The sequence below is a fragment of the Winogradskyella sp. genome (assembly GCF_013213835.1).
Classification (GTDB): Bacteria; Bacteroidota; Bacteroidia; order Flavobacteriales; family Flavobacteriaceae; genus Winogradskyella.
Genome location: NZ_JABSSU010000005.1, coordinates 306,958 through 323,505 on the forward strand (window position 1 = coordinate 306,958; position 16,548 = coordinate 323,505).

Annotated in this window: 14 protein-coding genes; 1 reads left to right on the forward strand and 13 read right to left on the reverse strand. The window is 32.3% G+C overall.

The annotated features are described in order from the left end of the window. Nucleotides 1–27: 27 nt before the first annotated feature. The 12 genes from HRU50_RS09840 to HRU50_RS09895 form a co-directional block, all read right to left on the reverse strand. On the reverse strand, nucleotides 28–975 hold the full coding sequence (locus HRU50_RS09840) for a carbon-nitrogen hydrolase family protein (protein WP_296350713.1): 948 nt from the start codon (nucleotides 973–975) through the stop codon (nucleotides 28–30). Beyond that, on the reverse strand, nucleotides 975–1,877 hold the full coding sequence (locus tag HRU50_RS09845; protein WP_296350716.1) for a geranylgeranylglycerol-phosphate geranylgeranyltransferase: 903 nt from the start codon (nucleotides 1,875–1,877) through the stop codon (nucleotides 975–977). Before HRU50_RS09845 ends, HRU50_RS09840 begins: the two co-directional genes overlap by 1 nt. A gap of 66 nt (nucleotides 1,878–1,943) precedes the next feature. Next, on the reverse strand, nucleotides 1,944–2,873 hold the full coding sequence (locus HRU50_RS09850; RefSeq protein ID WP_296350718.1) for a mevalonate kinase: 930 nt from the start codon (nucleotides 2,871–2,873) through the stop codon (nucleotides 1,944–1,946). A 75-nt stretch (nucleotides 2,874–2,948) separates the two neighbouring features. Further along, nucleotides 2,949–4,028: a diphosphomevalonate decarboxylase gene (gene mvaD / locus HRU50_RS09855; RefSeq protein WP_296350720.1), complete on the reverse strand. Its 1,080-nt coding sequence runs from the start codon at nucleotides 4,026–4,028 to the stop codon at nucleotides 2,949–2,951. 201 nt (nucleotides 4,029–4,229) lie between these two features. Continuing rightward, a complete protein-coding gene (locus HRU50_RS09860; protein ID WP_296350722.1) occupies nucleotides 4,230–7,919 on the reverse strand; it encodes a T9SS type A sorting domain-containing protein in 3,690 nt (1,229 codons plus the stop codon). A 226-nt stretch (nucleotides 7,920–8,145) separates the two neighbouring features. After that, nucleotides 8,146–8,499 carry a hypothetical protein gene (locus tag HRU50_RS09865; RefSeq protein WP_296350724.1) on the reverse strand — a complete coding sequence of 118 codons (354 nt, stop codon included), beginning with the start codon at nucleotides 8,497–8,499 and terminating at the stop codon, nucleotides 8,146–8,148. 37 nt (nucleotides 8,500–8,536) lie between these two features. Continuing rightward, nucleotides 8,537–9,616, reverse strand: coding sequence for a hypothetical protein (locus HRU50_RS09870; RefSeq protein WP_296350726.1), 1,080 nt, complete (start codon nucleotides 9,614–9,616; stop codon nucleotides 8,537–8,539). A gap of 27 nt (nucleotides 9,617–9,643) precedes the next feature. Continuing rightward, nucleotides 9,644–10,324: a hypothetical protein gene (locus HRU50_RS09875; protein WP_296350729.1), complete on the reverse strand. Its 681-nt coding sequence runs from the start codon at nucleotides 10,322–10,324 to the stop codon at nucleotides 9,644–9,646. Between the two features lie 146 nt (nucleotides 10,325–10,470). Beyond that, nucleotides 10,471–11,220 (reverse strand): response regulator, encoded by a 750-nt coding sequence (locus tag HRU50_RS09880; RefSeq protein WP_296350731.1) that lies wholly within the window; start codon nucleotides 11,218–11,220, stop codon nucleotides 10,471–10,473. Then, the gene (locus HRU50_RS09885; protein ID WP_296350733.1) at nucleotides 11,210–13,141 is read right to left on the reverse strand and encodes a histidine kinase; all 1,932 of its coding nucleotides are present in this window, start codon (nucleotides 13,139–13,141) and stop codon (nucleotides 11,210–11,212) included. Before HRU50_RS09885 ends, HRU50_RS09880 begins: the two co-directional genes overlap by 11 nt. Nucleotides 13,142–13,552: 411 nt before the next feature. Beyond that, the gene (locus HRU50_RS09890; RefSeq protein WP_296350735.1) at nucleotides 13,553–14,095 is read right to left on the reverse strand and encodes a DUF1697 domain-containing protein; all 543 of its coding nucleotides are present in this window, start codon (nucleotides 14,093–14,095) and stop codon (nucleotides 13,553–13,555) included. Further along, the gene (locus HRU50_RS09895; RefSeq protein ID WP_296350896.1) at nucleotides 14,095–15,303 is read right to left on the reverse strand and encodes an NAD(P)/FAD-dependent oxidoreductase; all 1,209 of its coding nucleotides are present in this window, start codon (nucleotides 15,301–15,303) and stop codon (nucleotides 14,095–14,097) included. Before HRU50_RS09895 ends, HRU50_RS09890 begins: the two co-directional genes overlap by 1 nt. A gap of 30 nt (nucleotides 15,304–15,333) precedes the next feature. Between HRU50_RS09895 and HRU50_RS09900 the strand changes: the two genes are divergently transcribed. Beyond that, a complete protein-coding gene (locus HRU50_RS09900; protein ID WP_296350737.1) occupies nucleotides 15,334–16,191 on the forward strand; it encodes a hypothetical protein in 858 nt (285 codons plus the stop codon). Here the strand turns inward: HRU50_RS09900 and trxA are convergent. Further along, on the reverse strand, nucleotides 16,188–16,499 hold the full coding sequence (gene trxA, locus HRU50_RS09905) for a thioredoxin (protein ID WP_296350740.1): 312 nt from the start codon (nucleotides 16,497–16,499) through the stop codon (nucleotides 16,188–16,190). The genes HRU50_RS09900 and trxA overlap by 4 nt on opposite strands. Nucleotides 16,500–16,548: the final 49 nt, after the last annotated feature.

The window sequence follows — 16,548 nt, forward strand, 5'->3', positions numbered from 1 at the left end:
CAAATGTATAACAATAGTTAACACTAACTACTTAATTTCTACAGTAGTTTGTCTTTCTGTATTTACGGTTAACTTGGTAACATCTGGTCTTGAATAATGCCCAACAGCATCAAAATTTTGACGCTCTTCTAGCACACGATTAAAGTCTATAGTTTGGATGATTAAACCTTCTTTGTGTAATACAGGTTCAACAATCCATTCACCATCTGGTCCAGCAATACAGCTGCCACCATTGGTTAAAGTTTCAGGTGCATTTTTTATGAGCTCATCATAAAAAGGTGTGTCTTTAGGAAAGTCTGCTTTTCTCATTAAAGCAGATACAGACACTACAAACGAACGTGATTCTCTTGCTATAAAACGTGTAATGTCCTTTGTATTATGATCACTTCCAGGCCAAACTGCTATATGAAGATTTTCACCTTGACCATATAAAGCGGTTCTTGGTAATGGCATCCAGTTTTCCCAGCAATTTAGTCCACCAACTGTAAATGCTTTTAACGGATGCACTTTTAATCCATTACCATCGCCAGGTGCCCATGTTAAACGCTCATCATAAGTTGGTCTTAACTTTCTATGCACAGATTTAATTTCGCCATCCGTATTGATGTAAACTAAAGTGGCGTATATACTATGTCCGCCTCTATCTTCTGGTCGTTCTATAATTCCTAAATAAATTGCAATTTTATGTGCTTTAGCTAACTGACAAACACTATCTAACTCACCTTTTTCAATACAAATAGCGTTATTTACATAATGCGCATGAAGCTTCTTATTGGTCTCAGTATTCCATTCTGCACCACCAGTTAAAGCCAACCAAAACGGATAACCAGGTAATAAGGCTTCACCAAACACTATCAACTCACAATTCTGAGCAACAGCATCCTTTATGCTTTGCTCTACTTTTTTTAGAGTATCTACTTTGTTTAACCAAACAGGTGCAATTTGCGCCATTGCAATTTTTAAAGATGTATCCATTATATTCTATTTAGTACGACTGATATATCTATGAGTAATATTGAAAATACACCAGTTACAATTATAAATTTTAAGATGTTATGTAATATCAAATAGTGCGTTTTCTCATTTGATTTGGACAGTATAAAAAAGAAGAAGAGTAATAAAACGATACTCAAAAAGAAAAATATATACATATGACCAATCTTGAAAAAAAGAATAAGTACAATAGCAGTAGCTATAGTTAATAATACCAAAATTTTCAGCATTAATTTAGAGGTATTTTCACCATAAACAACAGGAACGGTCCTGTAGTCTAATGCTAAATCACCTCTAATATTTTCGAGATCTTTTGTGAGTTCACGCATAGAAATGAGTAGAAACAGAAATATAGCATGACCAAAAATGACAAGTTCGAAATTTTTATAATAAATAAATATGGCGAAAAATGGTATAACTGTTAATATTGCTGAAATCAGATTTCCTGTTATAGGTTGCTTTTTTAAACGATGACTATAAAACCAAATACCGAAAATATACAGTGAATAAAATATAACCGTCTTAAATGAGACATAACTGGCAAAAATGACCGCAAGAAAATTTAAAGTAAAATAGAAAGACAATTTTGTGTTTTGACTTACCAATCTATCTAACATGGTCTTTCTTGGTTTATTGATCAAATCCTTTTCCGAATCATAGAAGTTATTAATGATGTAACCACCAGCAATTGTGGCCGAAGATGCCAAAACCAACATTAATAAGTTCAGATCGAAAAGTACCGTTTTAATTGGTTTATCTGGTGCAAAAATATAAACAGAAGCTAGATACTGGGCTAAAGCAACGACGAGTATATTATAACCACGTACCACAGAAAACAAACTGAAAAATTTTAAAAGAATGTGTTTCTGCCGTCTTGTAAGCATAATTATGAATTAAAAAACCCCACTAGTTACAAAAACAAGTGAGGTTTAGAATTAATATTTTTAAAGTTAAAAGTTATATACAACTTCTAATTTCTGACCTTTTAAAGCTTCTTTTGCCTTATCAATATTTTCTGTAAAACCTAGGATGTAGCCTCCACCTCCAGACCCACATAATTTTAAATAGTAGTCATTAGTTTCGAGTCCTTTTTTCCATAAATCATGAAACTGCTGAGGGATCATTGGTTTAAAATTATTCAAGACGACTTTAGATAAAGATTTTGTGTTTCTGAAGAGTGATTTTACATCTCCCTTTAAGAAATCATCAACACATGCATCTGTATACTTAATAAACTGGTCTTTTAACATACTACGGAAACCTTCATTTTTCATGTTTTCCATAAATATGCTTACCATTGGTGCTGTTTCGCCAACAATACCGCTATCAATTAGGAACACAGCACCTTTTCCTTCTGTTTTTTGAGAAGGAATGCCTGTTGCTTCAATATTATCTTTTGAGTTGATAAGTATCGGCAGACTTAAATAGCTATTTAATGGATCTAACCCCGAAGATTTACCATGAAAGAACGATTCCATTTCTGAGAAAATAGCCTTTAACTTCAAAAGCTTTTCTCTAGTAAGATTTTCTAAAACTGTAATCTTATCAGTGGCATATTTATCATAGATGGCCGCCACAAGAGCTCCACTACTTCCAACACCGTAACCTTGTGGAATTGAAGAATCGAAATACATACCAGCATCAACATCGTTTTGCAAGGTTTCAATATCAAAAGACACTAACGCTTTATCTAATTCTCTTAGATAAGTAACAAAACGCTTTAAACTTTCGTTTGATTTTATGGCTTCTTCAGAAGGATTTTCATCTACCTTAAGTGCTCCATTATAGAAGTTATAAGGAATAGATAAACCCTTTGAATCTTTGATGATGCCGTACTCACCAAAGAGTAGAATTTTAGAATAAAAAAGTGGTCCTTTCATTTATGATGGGCAATTCTTAAAGCAAATATAAGGATTTTAACACTATATGATTTACAATCAATACTTAAGCTATCGTTAATTTTTGATTAATTGTGATCCTTTTCCTGCAAAATCATGAATAAAATGCTCATTTTGACAATATTTAGCTAAATCAGTTTCAATAAATTCGTGAATAGCAGTTTGTTCACTTTCTGGATATAATAGGTGTACATTTGCGCCTGCATCTAATGTAAAACATACATTAGATTTGTGTTCTTCACGATACTTCCAAATTCGATTTATGATGTCTAAAGTATTCGGTTTCATCAAGATGAAATACGGCATACTTGTCATCATCATAGCATGAAGTGTCAGTGCTTCACTTTCTACAATTTTAACAAAAGTCTCTAAATCACCAGACGTTAAAACAGTTTTCAACTTTGCTAAATTATCATGCGCCTGAGAAAAACGTTGTTGAGCAAAAGGATGACCATACATTAATTTATGACCTACTGTGCTGCTCACTTGCTTTTCGCCTTTATCTACTAATAAAATAGTGTCTTGGTAGTTTTTGAAATTCTCATGTACCTGACCATCAAAAGGAATTCCGAATAAGTCTGAACTTTCAGTACTTTCATTTGCACCCCAAACCACAAGTTCGCCTTCTATACTTCTGCAGGCACTACCAGAACCTAAACGTGCTAAAAAGGAAGCTTTTTTATTAAAATAGTCATTTGAATAATCGCCACCTAATTCCTCTTCAACACTCATAAGACAAAGAGCTAAAGCGCTCATTCCTGATGCTGAAGATGCAATACCAGAACTATGTGGAAATGTGTTTTCGGTATCAATCTTAAAATGATAATCTCTTAAGAAAGGCATATACTGTTCAATACGTTCAAAAAAGGTTTGAATTTTTGGCTTAAAAGCTTCATTCTTTTCACCTTCAAAATAGACATCAAAACTAAAATCGTCACCTTCTTTTTTAGTGTAAGTTAACTCAGTAATGGTTTTACAATTTGAAAGCGTAAAACTAATGGAAGGATTTTCTGGAATTTGATGTTCCTTTTTTCCCCAATATTTCACCAAAGCTATATTACTCGGTGAAGACCATTTTACGCTACCTTTTTCTATGTTAGTATTGTATGATTTAAGAATAAAATCTTGTGCTGTCATGTCTATCTTTTTTAAATAGAATTGCAAAGATAAGTGAATCTATAATAAGAAATATCTAGAACTTAATAACCAAATGGGCATTTTATAAGTTAATAAAAAGATGAATAATTATATTTCTTTTCATTTTAACTATTATCAAAACTGTAGAAAAAATAGGCCATTGTATAGCACGTCAATGACCTATTCTAATTAATCAAAAAACTATTTTTTAATGAAACGCTTAATTGCTATTTGACCTGATTCTGTCTTAATCTGAATAATATAAACACCAGATTCTAGACGGTTAACTTCAAGAGATTTTTTTGAAGTACTCAGCACATTTTCACCTAATAGGGAATACACATTTACAGTTGTAACCTCTTGATTAGACTTAATATAAATAACGTTACTAACAGGGTTTGGATAGATAGATACATTTTTATTTAAGTCCAAATCATCTAAAGACAAACTGCAATTAGTGCTGAATATTGATGTATTATCTACATCGGTCCAATTGGTCTGCGCATAGTTAACATTATCTACTTGCACACAGATTAGATTAGGACAATTTAAAAAATCAATATTTCCGGCGGATATATTTGTATTATTTCCATTTTGAAGGTTAACTTGCGTTAACACCACACAATCGTTACCATTTACATCGGTCAAATTAGTATTGTTGGATAAATTTACGACGGACAATCCTGTATTACTGAAAACTAAAGTTTCCAATAGACTATTTTGAGAAAAATCAACACTTGTCAATGTTGGGTTATCATTAATGAAAAGAATTTCGAGACTACTTAAATTTGTAACATCCAAGCTAGTTAAATCATTGTCTCTTAAATTTATGAAATTTAGGCTACTACTAGATGGAAGCACAACAGACGATAGTGCATTACCTTGAAGATTTAAAGAAGCTAATACAGCTTGATTGCTCAAATCCAAAGCCGTTAAATCGTTATTAAATCTCATCTCAATATCCAGTAACAAAGTATTTGTACTTAAATTTAATGACGATACATTCGTATTGTCTATATCTAGTGATGTTAGCTGTGTATTAGCTGATAAGTCAATGCTTGTTGCTGGATGAATATTTAAATCCAGACCCGTTAAGCTAGTAAACGCCTCCAAACCAGTAAAATCTGAGACACCAGAAAAGAAAGTGCCAATAGGTAAATTTATAATGGTACCTTGAACAAAAATTGTCCCATTAAAATTACTGGCCTCGCTACATTGTATCTCTGTATCGCCATTGATGTTTATAGCAGCGTCGCCTACAAGTGCTTGCTTAAAAATAGTATCAGGTATATTTACTATACACGCCGAAACACAATTATCACTCCAAGTTGCCGAGTTATCTTTTCTCCAATTAATATTTGAATTTGGATTAAATCCGGCATCATGCTGAATACAACTTAGATTAGGATTAAATCGTGCATCCATAAAAGTTACATTATTATTGTTTGTATTGGCAACATTAAGACTTGTTAGCTGATTGTTATTAATGGTTAAACGAGTTAAGGCTGTATTACTTGAAATATCTAGATCACTCAGATTGTTGAATGAACACACAAGGTTTGTTAAATTAATATTGTTGGAAACATCTAAGTTATTTAAAAGATTATCACCACAAGTAAGTACTGACAAAAGAGTGTTATTAGAAACATCTAAATTGTTTAATAAATTTGAAAAACAACTTACAGATGTTAAAGCTATATTTTGACTTATATCTAAAGTAGTCATCTGGTTCATTCCACAATTTAAAATATTTAAATTAGTAAATGCTTCAATTCCTGTTAGGTTAATTATAGCTTGATTTTCAACATCAATAGTACCTGTATAAGCCTGAGCTTCTGTGGTACAAATCTCGCCATCTCCATCGGTATCAATCACACTAATTCCCGCACCAGTTATGCCAACACCATGATCTAACAACGCCGCTTTAAAGTTGGCATCTGGTATGTTTACAAATGTTGTACAACTACTTGCGGAACAGTTATCACTCCAATTAGCAGTAGCATCTTTTGCCCAACCTGATGCAAAAAAATTAATCACAACATAAGGTGGCGGTGTAAAACCACTATCGTGATTAATACAGACAAGGTTAGGATTATTTTGCGCATTCATGTATGACAAAATTCCATTATTATTGTTGGCAAGATTTAAATCTGTAAGTGAGTTATTTAAACATGTCATTTCGATTAACTGGCTATTATTTGTAAAATCTAAGCTTGTTAACATATTACCAGAACATTCTACAGTAGTTAATAAAACATTATTAGATACATCTAGATTTGCAAGTGAATTTGATCCACAGGCTAAAAGCGTTAAAGAAATGTTATTAGACACATCTAGTACCGAAAGGTTATTATTAGAGCAGTTTAACACGTCAATATTTGTAAAAGCCTCAATCCCTGTGAGATCAGATATGTTTAGAGAACTTGCTTGAATTCTACCCATGTAAGCCTGAGCCTCTGTTGTGCAAATTTCACCATCACCATCCGTGTCAATTATACTTATTCCTGAACCAGTTATGCCAACACCATGGTCTAATAGTGCAGCTTTGAAATTGGCATCTGGTATATTCACAAATGTTGTACAGCTACTAGTCGAACAATTATCACTCCAATTAGCAGTAGCATCTTTTGCCCAACCTGAAATGCCATCATATGTTGGCGGTGTAAACCCGATATCGTGCTGTATACAATTTAAATTTGGGTTATTATTAGCCTCTAAAGTACCTATATTTCCATTATTTCCATTAGCTACATTTAAACTTATTAGCTGGTTATAAGAACAGGTAAAAAGAAGTAAAGATGGACATTGACTAACATCTAAACTTGCTAGTTGATTATTTCCACATTCAATTCTATCAATTATTGTGTTTTGTCCTACAGTTAAAGTGGTTAGCAAATTATCATAGCAATACAATCGTGTTAGTTGCGCATTGTTACTTACATCTAAAGTAGTTATTTGATTTCCGAAACATTCCAAGGCAGTAATATTAGTAAACGCTTCAATACCTGTTAAATCTGCTATATTACTAAAACTTACACCTATAGGACCTGTATATGCCTGAGCTTCTGTTGTGCAAATTTCAGTATCTCCATCAGTATTTATGTTAGGGTCTGCAACTAGAATTGCTTTAAAATTAGCATCTGGTATGTTAACGAATGTTGTACAAGTATTAAGACCTTCACTGGCAAGTTGTTGAATTTCACTAGTGGTTAAGCTACGGTCGTAAATTCTAATATCATCCAAGATAGCTTCAAGCCCTACACCATTACTTATGACTCCTAAATTAAGAAATATGTTACTTGAGAACAGATCTGTTGACACACTACTGTTCACAGTGGTGTTTACGAAAGTACCGTTTATGTAGGTGTCGATTTCTCTTTGATTGGTTTCTAATCTAACGTTGAAATACAAATGTATAAAGTTTGAATTTGATTGTATAGCAGGATCTTGAATGGTGCCAACAGAAGTTTCGCTACCTGCTGTCATTCTGTGTTCAATGATGTCATTGCCTGTTCTTCTTATAATAAAGTTGTTAGTTCCACCAGCAGTTAATCTTAGTATATTTTCAGTAGTTCCAGCTGCTAAATTTTGGTCAAATTTATACCAGAAACTTATCCCAAATTCATTTATTGGATTCGTGTTGTTCGCCGTAATAGACCCTCCAAAAAACTCCGTGTTGTTCACACTTAAAGCACTGTTTGAATTGTTCAACCTATCATTAACAAACGAGCTACCACTACCTGTATTTATTAAATCCCCATTGCTACCAGTGGGTGCTGTATTTACCAGAGAACTGTTGGAAAATAAGTATTCTCTAACAGGATTTGAGGGTATTTGAGCAAACATGGTGTACCCTGTTAAAAAAGCGATTAATAGTAGATTTGTTTTCATAAAGTATATTTTTTGATTTTGGCGCAAAAAAAATGACATATGCCTTTAAGAACACTATTTCTTTTCCCAACAAAATGATTTGTTTTCCGAATAGAATATGCTGATTTATCTTATAGATAGGTGAATTTTATAAAACACAAAGGTTAAAAGCCCTAAAAACAAATAACCCTTAAAGCGTTTTAAACTTAAAAGGGCTATTTGTTTTTAGATGAAATTTCAAAAATGTCTAAAGTGGTGATGCTGGTAACTGCCACCCACTGTGTGCTGGAATAGTTCCTTTATCTTTATTTTTGCTATATAGTTTAGATTTTCCAGTCTGTGTATCCCATACAAGTACGAACCAGAAAAACTTTCCCTCTGAATCTTTAACTACTTGTAAATCCATTTGATATTTCCCATCACTGGTTTGTATTAATTTCGTATCAGTATGCGAAAGTGTGTCTGGAAAGTTAAAAGTTTTGTTATCGCTCTTCGCGTTAAGCGTACTAATTGAAAAGATGAACAAAGCACCACCAAATAACAAAATGGCAAATAGTTTATTCATTGCATAGATTAACGAAGTTTTTTCTTTTAAATTCATAATTTAGGTTTTTAAATATTAATTGATATATACAGTTTTACCTTACTGAAACTGTTCCACCACAAGATGAATTAGCACTATAGGCTAAAGGACCCGCATTACCACCACGTGTTCCTGAATTTCCATTAAATGCATAATAGTAGCTTGTACTACAGCTAAAACTTCCTTTACTTCCTGCACTAAGTCTACTGCCATTCATTGAGCCTTCCGCGTATAAATAAATATCTCTGCCTGTTTCATTTTTTATAGTCACATTGTTTTTAGCCGATGCAGAATTAGCACGTCTGTTGTTTTCTTGTATACGTCGCCACTCTGGTGTGTCCATTAAGTCTTCATTATACTTTTTCATGGCCTTAAGCATGAGTTCTCTGCGTTCTTCAACCAATTCTAGTCGTTTTGTATTATTGGTGTTTTGCGTCCATTTTGATTCTTCAACTTTTTGTTTGGCAATGGCTAACTTAAGATAATCTTGGACCAAATTAACGGCATCCATAGCATCTAGCTTTTGTATGATGTTGTAAGTCGCTTGCATCTCTGGGTTGGACTTTGCCAACTTTTTCATCATGCTCTGTTCCATGCGCTCTTTTAGCGATAGTTTTTTCTTCTTTTTTTTGTCGGATGCTTTAAAGTCCTTACCAAAATCCTCATGGACATAAAGGCGATAAGGCACAAATGTACTAGTGTCATCTTCGTTGAAGCTTGTGCTTAAATCAAAAACGATTCCGTCTAGTACACAAATTCTGTTTGTAGAACCTTTTCTGATTTCTCTTGGCACATAGCCCACTTGTTTTTTGAGCTTATCGTTGCCTTCGTAATAGAGTTTAGCATACGTAATAGGAAACGCCATATTATCTGGTATAAAGTTGTAATCTGTTCCATAAATTTTCATTTCAAAATAGTAATGCTCTGAAAAATTAGGTTCAGGATTAACCGATAATAGTTCGTGCTCACCTTTTAAGTCAATGTAGTTGTAGTTGCCTTTTTTGTTTTTCTTCACATCAAAAGCCAGATACTTTCCTGTTTTTAATGAATTGATGTGTTCAGATTGGCTTTTTGCATCTTGTGAATGTACTTTAGTTAACAGTAGCATTACGCACATCAGAATTATCTTTTTCATATTATTCTATTTTTAATTTTGAATGTATTAGTATTTTTCAATGGTGGTTATAACTTCAGTTTGTATCACTTGTCCGCTTAAGTTTAAATCGAGTTTCAATTCTTTCTTTACAGGAATTCCAGTCTTCCTATCTAACTCAATAGTGCCTTCAACAGTCCCTTTTAAAGCACCTTTAGGGATACCTAAACACTCCAGATATACTTTTTCAGGTGTGATCTCGGTAACCAAATAGGTATATGTTAGTTCTATTTTTCCGTTTTTCACGTCTTGTGTCCATTCATAATCTACTGATATTGGTTGTTCTGGAAGTTGGATAAAATTTGTTTTTTGAGATGCCATTTGCGCATTCAATGGTCCACTCACTTTTTTTCTATTTGAAGACACACCAATTTTGTTGATGTTCTCACTAATTACAGTATTTAGTGAAGGCTTAAATCTTGAATGTAATCCTTTTTCTGAAGGACTCATCTGCGACTCATCCTTTGAAGAATCGTAGTTAACTTGCTGGCCATTATTGTTGGTATTAACAACGACTCTCTCAATTTCTAGCTCTACTAAAAAATAGTTGTTAGAGGTTTCTTTTACTCTTAAAATTTCATGATTAGTAATTCCCCTGGTTAAGGAATTTGTATTTTTTTTGATGATTGTAGTGCGATATATTTCACCTTTTTTTAAATTTACCGAGATCATTACCGATTCTTTAGGCATTAATAGTAAGCTTAATAACAAGATTATATAAATAGGTATTTTCATAGTCTTTCAAGAGATTGAATTGACTACAAATAAAATATTCGGGATACTTTCAATTAAAAAAGTTTTCCGAACAAGATGCTTTTATTTCCGAATGTAATGACCTACAGAAAAACGTTTTCAAATACAGATTTGTAGGATTTGCTTACTGGAATCTGTTGCTGATTATTAAGTGTGATTACATGGTCTTTCTTTGAATATGATGCTATAAAATTAAGATTGATAATCCACGAGCGATGTACTCTAACAAATACCTGTTGTGGTAAGTGCTCTTCAAAATAAATGAGTTTTTTAGCGTAGGTATAGCTTTTTTCTGTTTCTTTTTCAGCATTAAAAACGGTAAGTTCTGAATACACTCTATTGGCCTGAATGCAAATAATATCATTTAATTTTACAACAACGCTATCTGTTTTGTAAGGTATGGCGATATGTTTTAGTTCTGAAGACGATATGTTTCCTTTTAAGACCTCAAAATTTTGATTGCGTTGTGTTTGTTTTAGAACTTTTTGTTCAGCTTCTTTTAATCGTTCAACATCAATAGGTTTTAACAAATAATCTACCGCAGAAACTTCAAAAGCCTTTACCGCATAATGGTTGTAAGCCGTAACAAATATGACATGGAAGTTTGGTGTGTCAAAATAATCAAAGAGCTCGAAACCGTTTTTTTGTGGCATTTCTATGTCCAAGAATACAATATCGGGTTTGGTATCTTTAATAGTATCAACAGCAACAGTAACTTTGTTTGCTTCACCAACAACAGTAATGGTATCACAATATTTGCCTATTAGATATTGCAGATTATCTCTGGCACTTTGCTCATCGTCAACAATTACTGCTTTTAAGTTAGTTGTCATTTGTTACGAAAGGTATTGAAATGGTTACACGTGTTCCTGAGGCTTTTCCATCTACGGATAAATCTTCAAAATCAAATCCGATGGGTTGGTCAAAGTACTGCTGATAGAGCTTTAAGCGTTTTTGTATAGCACTTGTTGAAAATGATTTTTGATAATCTGGCTTTAAGCTGTTTATTTCGTTTGAAGCCGCTCTACCAATACCATTATCTACAACAAGGCACTGTAGTATTCCAGATTTTAATTGAAAGTCAATAGTTAATCGTTTGTCACCTTCTTTATGCAATAAACCATGCTTGATAGCATTTTCTACAAAAGGTTGAATTATCATCGATGGAATTTTTATAGTTTCTAAAGTTTCATCAATATTTATATGGTACAAAAATTCCTTTCCGAAACGCAATTTTTCCAACTCAAGATAATTAACCAATTGGTCTAACTCATCATCAAGATATACCATGGATTTATCACTAGTAGTTAGTGTTTTTCTAATAAGTTGAGATAATTTGGTAAGGTAGTTATAAGCCTCATCCTTTTTGTCCTTTATAATTAATGATTGTACAGAATTCATAGCATTAAAAATAAAATGCGGATTCATCTGAGAACGAAGTGCTTTAAGCTCACTCATTTTTACCGCGAGTTCTTTTTGTTCGGCCTCTAGTCGTAATTTTAATCGGCGTCTATTCATATACCATCCGCCAGTAATTATAATTAAGATAGGAATAAGTAGTGAATACCCTAATATTAGCCGCTGTCTTTGTAGGTCGTTGATCTCTAGTTCATTGATTTTCTCCTTTTGCTCTAGAACTTTAATTTCTTGCTCTTTTTCCTTAGTTTCATATTGCGTTTGTATTTTTGCAATACTTTGATTTAAACGTAATTCACTTTGAGCATTATTGGCTCTTATTGCCTGTTTTATGGCAAAATCAGTACTATCTGGTTGCTGGTTATGAGCATAAAGTACACTTAGAAAAAAGTTCAAACTTTTAATACGACTATAATTTTCTGGATTAGTCGATGCTAGTAGTTGACGTGTTATATCTTTAGCTTGGTCATATTTTTTATTATCTTTTAAAATTACAGCATGATAGAACGAAGCAGTATATTCATAGTTTGAAGGTGTTTTACTCTTTGGAAGATCAATTACGGTTTCAATCAAATCTAGCGCAAGCTTCTTTTGGTTATTCATATTTAAAAAATCTGAAAGAATTACCGAAGACTTATATATACCATAATCATAATTGGCTTTTTTTGCATTGTACAACGCCTTTTTTCCATGATATAATGCAGAATCAATTACTTTTTGAGTACGCTCTTTGCTCAATTTCAAATGCGATTGTGCAATTTTCAGATGGATGTCAGACAAAGCCTTTTCTAAATTGTATTCTTTTGCAATCGCTAGTGCCGTATTTCTATATGATTTGACCTTATCATGTTGCCTAGTCAGATAATATACATCTCCCATATCTAAATTGGCTTTAACTTTATTTAAAGGGTTGTGCACTAACTTTGAGAACTCTAATTCTTTTGTAGCATAATAGAATGCACTATCTCGCTTATTTTCAAGGCTAAAACATTTGTAAAGAAGATTTATATCTCTGAACTGAAATAAGGAATCGTTTAATTTAACATGTTCATTATAAGATTTTCTCGCATATATTTCAGCAGAATCTGAGTCTTTTTCAATTTTAAGATATTCTATAGCCTTTAGATAATGCGATAAGGCTTTAAACCGAGGTGTTTGATTTATTAAAATGATACTATCTATTTTATTAGCAATCGCCATTGCATTTTCGTTTGAAAATAGTAACTCTTCTTCGAATTTGTTTATTAACTCAAGAGCTTCCGAATATTCTTTGTTTTGAGAAAAACTAAACTTTATGAAACAGAGAATTATGGTAATTACTAAATAGTTGGATTTCATTTCTTAACTATGACTTAAAAGCTTGACTACATTTAAATTGAATATTAGAATAGGGTATCTAAGTAAAGGGATTCTATATATAAAATTTAAAGATAAGAACTTGCAAATAGACTACTACAACTATTTTCCGAATAACGTAGAATATTTTCCCAATTATAACGGATTGTATGATACCAGAAATGAATGGCGTCGAATTTGTAAAACCTTGGGAGCAAAGACCATAAAAATCCCTTTAATTAATCTTTCAACAAGAAAAGACGATACTATTAATTTAAACATGTTTTGTATTCGTATTGATGCTTATGTCAAGAAAATTTTAATTAAAGTTTTGATCTTTGAATTTAATAATATGAATAGTAATTTCTTACATATTATATCTCTGCAGTCATAATAAATACTAAAACGCTTTACCTAGTATTTTATATCTTGTGATAATGACAAGAGTTTTAGCATAGTTTTATAATTTCTTGATGTTGCAGATACATTTAGCTTTTTTTCAAAATAATTAAGACTGAATTTTGCTTTGCCATAACCATTGGCACAATAGAGATACAAACAGTCATTTATAATCTCATATTCTTCGTTCTCATAAGTTTTTTCAGAAGCTTCTTTCACAAGGTTAGTTTCTGGTATTTGAGAAAACATTGCAAAATAACTTTCTATTTTTTTCTGTTTAGAAAAAGGACAATCGTTAAATATTTTTTGAAGTTGAGAACATGTTTTGACAATAACAGACACCTCGAAACCAAATTTACCAATAATGGCTTCGTAAATTATTATTTCTAATTCTTTGGTATTTTCTTTTTTAGTTTGAAAAACAATATTACCACTTTGAATATAAGTTTTTACATTCTCAAAACCAGTATCTGCCAATAACTTTCTTAACTCAGCCATTGGTACTTTTCTATGTCCACCAACATTAATTCCTCTTAATAATGCGATGTATGTTTTCATTACATTACTATTGATTGAGACACAATATATGCACCAGTCCAAGCATTCTGAAAATTAAAACCACCAGTTACTGCATCTATATTTAGAATTTCGCCTGCAAAAAACATGTTTGGGACTAACTTACTTTCAAAAGTTTTGAAGTTAACTTCTTTAAGGTCAATTCCACCAGCAGTTACAAATTCTTCTTTAAAGGTGCTTTTACTAGTGACTTGAAAAACTGCTTTAGTTAATTGCGTTGCTAAAGCTTCTAATTGCTTTTTATTCATATCTGCCCAACGTGTATCATCAGAAATGGAAGAAGCTAAAACTAACTTTTTCCATAGACGTTTTGGCAAATCATATTGAGCCGTATTAAATACCAACTTCTTAGCTAAACTTTGTTTAATATCTTTTAAGTCATCAAGACAATCTGAAAATTCACTTCGTATGAAATTGACTTCAATTTCAAAATTATAATTGCGTTTTGCAAGCTCTAAAGCACCAAATGCTGAGAGTTTTAATATGGCTGGCGCGCTCATACCAACATGAGTAACAAGTAATGGACCTTCAGAAACTAAATCCGTACCAATAACTTTAACTTCAACATCTTTAGCTACAACACCAGGAATATCTTTTATGCGCTCATCTTTAATATCAAATGTAAATAGTGACGGTACTGGCTTTATAATTTTATGTCCTAATGTTTCGAGTAAATTCCAGATTTTAGAATTGCTACCTGTCGCAACTACCAATTTATCACAGGTAAACGAATCTTGAGATGTGTTTAGTTTGAAACCATTATTCTCAATAATAGATTTCACAGAATGATTATATAATACTTCTACATTGTGCTTTTTTGCCTCATATAAAAAACAATCAATAATCGTTTGCGAAGAATTAGATATTGGAAACATGCGCCCATCTTCTTCTATTTTTAATTCCACGCCTCTTTTTTCAAACCATTCAATAGTATCACCTGTCATAAACTTATGAAATGGTCCTAATAGTTCTTTTTCTCCTCTTGGATAGTTTTGAACTAATTCTGAAGGTACAAATTCTGCATGCGTCACATTACATCGTCCGCCACCAGAGATTTTTACTTTTTGTAGTCCTTCTGTACCGCGTTCCAAAATAGCAACTGATAAATCTGGATGTCGCTCAGCAATATTCACAGCAGCAAAAAATCCTGCAGCTCCACCACCAATAATTATGATATCTTTGTGCGCAATCAATATTTTATATTTTAACTCTAAAATACAATGATATCCTACAATAGACTAATTATTCTTTTGCTTCTTGTTTGCAGTTGTCAAACACAAACAGGAAAACTTAAGGTTGTTGCAGATTTGCCATTAACATTAAGTGAAGTTTCTGGTATTGCAATGGACAAAAGTAACAATGTCATTTGGATGGTAAATGATAGTGGGAATAAACCTGTATTATATGGTGTTGATAATAATGGAGATATTATAAAAACAAAAAAAATAAAGGCTAAAAATAGAGATTGGGAAGATTTAACCATGGATCTGAATGGTAATCTCTACATAGGTGATTTTGGTAATAACGATAATGACAGTAAAGCACTAAGAATTTTGAAAATTTCTAAGGAGCAATTAAGTTCTAAGAAAAAGACAATTGAACCTGAAGTCATTAAATTTAGTTATCCTGAACAAAAGAAATTTCCACCAAAAAAAAACAAACGCCATTACGATTGTGAAGCTTTTTTTCATTTCAACAATGAATTATTTCTTTTCACAAAGAGCAGAGTAAAAAAACAAAAAGGGAAGACACACCTTTACACATTGCCAACAACAGCTGGAAAACATAAAGCTAAACTTATAGACACCTACACGACATGCAATGATGACGAATGCTGGGTAACCTCAGCAGATATTAACAACACAGGTAGTAAAATGGTGCTACTAACAGGAAATTCAGTCCTCGTTTTTTCAAACTTAAATGCTAATGACTTTTTTAAGTCTAAGATGGAACGTTATAAATTCACCTATGGATCACAAAAGGAAAGTGTTATTTTTAAAAATGACAGCACACTTCTGATTGCTGATGAATATTTAGGCACCTCTGGCGGAAATGTTTATGAGTTTAAAATCAACTAAACACTAGTGCTTGAATACGTCTGCAACACCTTTAATATGTCTTGCTTTTGTAGAACTCCAGACTGACGCCATACTAATTTACCATCTACAAAAAGTAACATGGTCGGTACACTTCTGACCTGATACTTTAGGGCGAGTGCATTGTTTTTATCAATATCTATTTTCACAACCTTTACAGCATCACCAAGGTCTTCTTTTACACTTTTAAGTATAGGCATTAATGCTTGACATGGCCCACACCAAGTTGCAAAAAAGTCTACTAAAACAGTGCGTTCTGAATTTATAATATCATTAAAACTACTTTTCATCTTTGAATTTTATTATCATATTTTAATTAGACGTAAAAGCTTTTCTAAT

Coding starts and splice junctions, on each gene's coding strand:
- HRU50_RS09885 (WP_296350733.1), bottom strand. CDS start 13,141: ATGAAATCCAACTATTTAGTAATTACCATAATTCTCTGTTTCATAAAG.
- HRU50_RS09865 (WP_296350724.1), bottom strand. CDS start 8,499: ATGAATTTAAAAGAAAAAACTTCGTTAATCTATGCAATGAATAAACTA.
- HRU50_RS09875 (WP_296350729.1), bottom strand. CDS start 10,324: ATGCCTAAAGAATCGGTAATGATCTCGGTAAATTTAAAAAAAGGTGAA.
- HRU50_RS09840 (WP_296350713.1), bottom strand. CDS start 975: ATGGATACATCTTTAAAAATTGCAATGGCGCAAATTGCACCTGTTTGG.
- trxA (WP_296350740.1), bottom strand. CDS start 16,499: ATGAAAAGTAGTTTTAATGATATTATAAATTCAGAACGCACTGTTTTA.
- HRU50_RS09850 (WP_296350718.1), bottom strand. CDS start 2,873: ATGAAAGGACCACTTTTTTATTCTAAAATTCTACTCTTTGGTGAGTAC.
- HRU50_RS09880 (WP_296350731.1), bottom strand. CDS start 11,220: ATGACAACTAACTTAAAAGCAGTAATTGTTGACGATGAGCAAAGTGCC.
- HRU50_RS09870 (WP_296350726.1), bottom strand. CDS start 9,616: ATGAAAAAGATAATTCTGATGTGCGTAATGCTACTGTTAACTAAAGTA.
- HRU50_RS09900 (WP_296350737.1), top strand. CDS start 15,334: ATGATATCCTACAATAGACTAATTATTCTTTTGCTTCTTGTTTGCAGT.
- mvaD (WP_296350720.1), bottom strand. CDS start 4,028: ATGACAGCACAAGATTTTATTCTTAAATCATACAATACTAACATAGAA.
- HRU50_RS09845 (WP_296350716.1), bottom strand. CDS start 1,877: ATGCTTACAAGACGGCAGAAACACATTCTTTTAAAATTTTTCAGTTTG.
- HRU50_RS09860 (WP_296350722.1), bottom strand. CDS start 7,919: ATGAAAACAAATCTACTATTAATCGCTTTTTTAACAGGGTACACCATG.
- HRU50_RS09890 (WP_296350735.1), bottom strand. CDS start 14,095: ATGAAAACATACATCGCATTATTAAGAGGAATTAATGTTGGTGGACAT.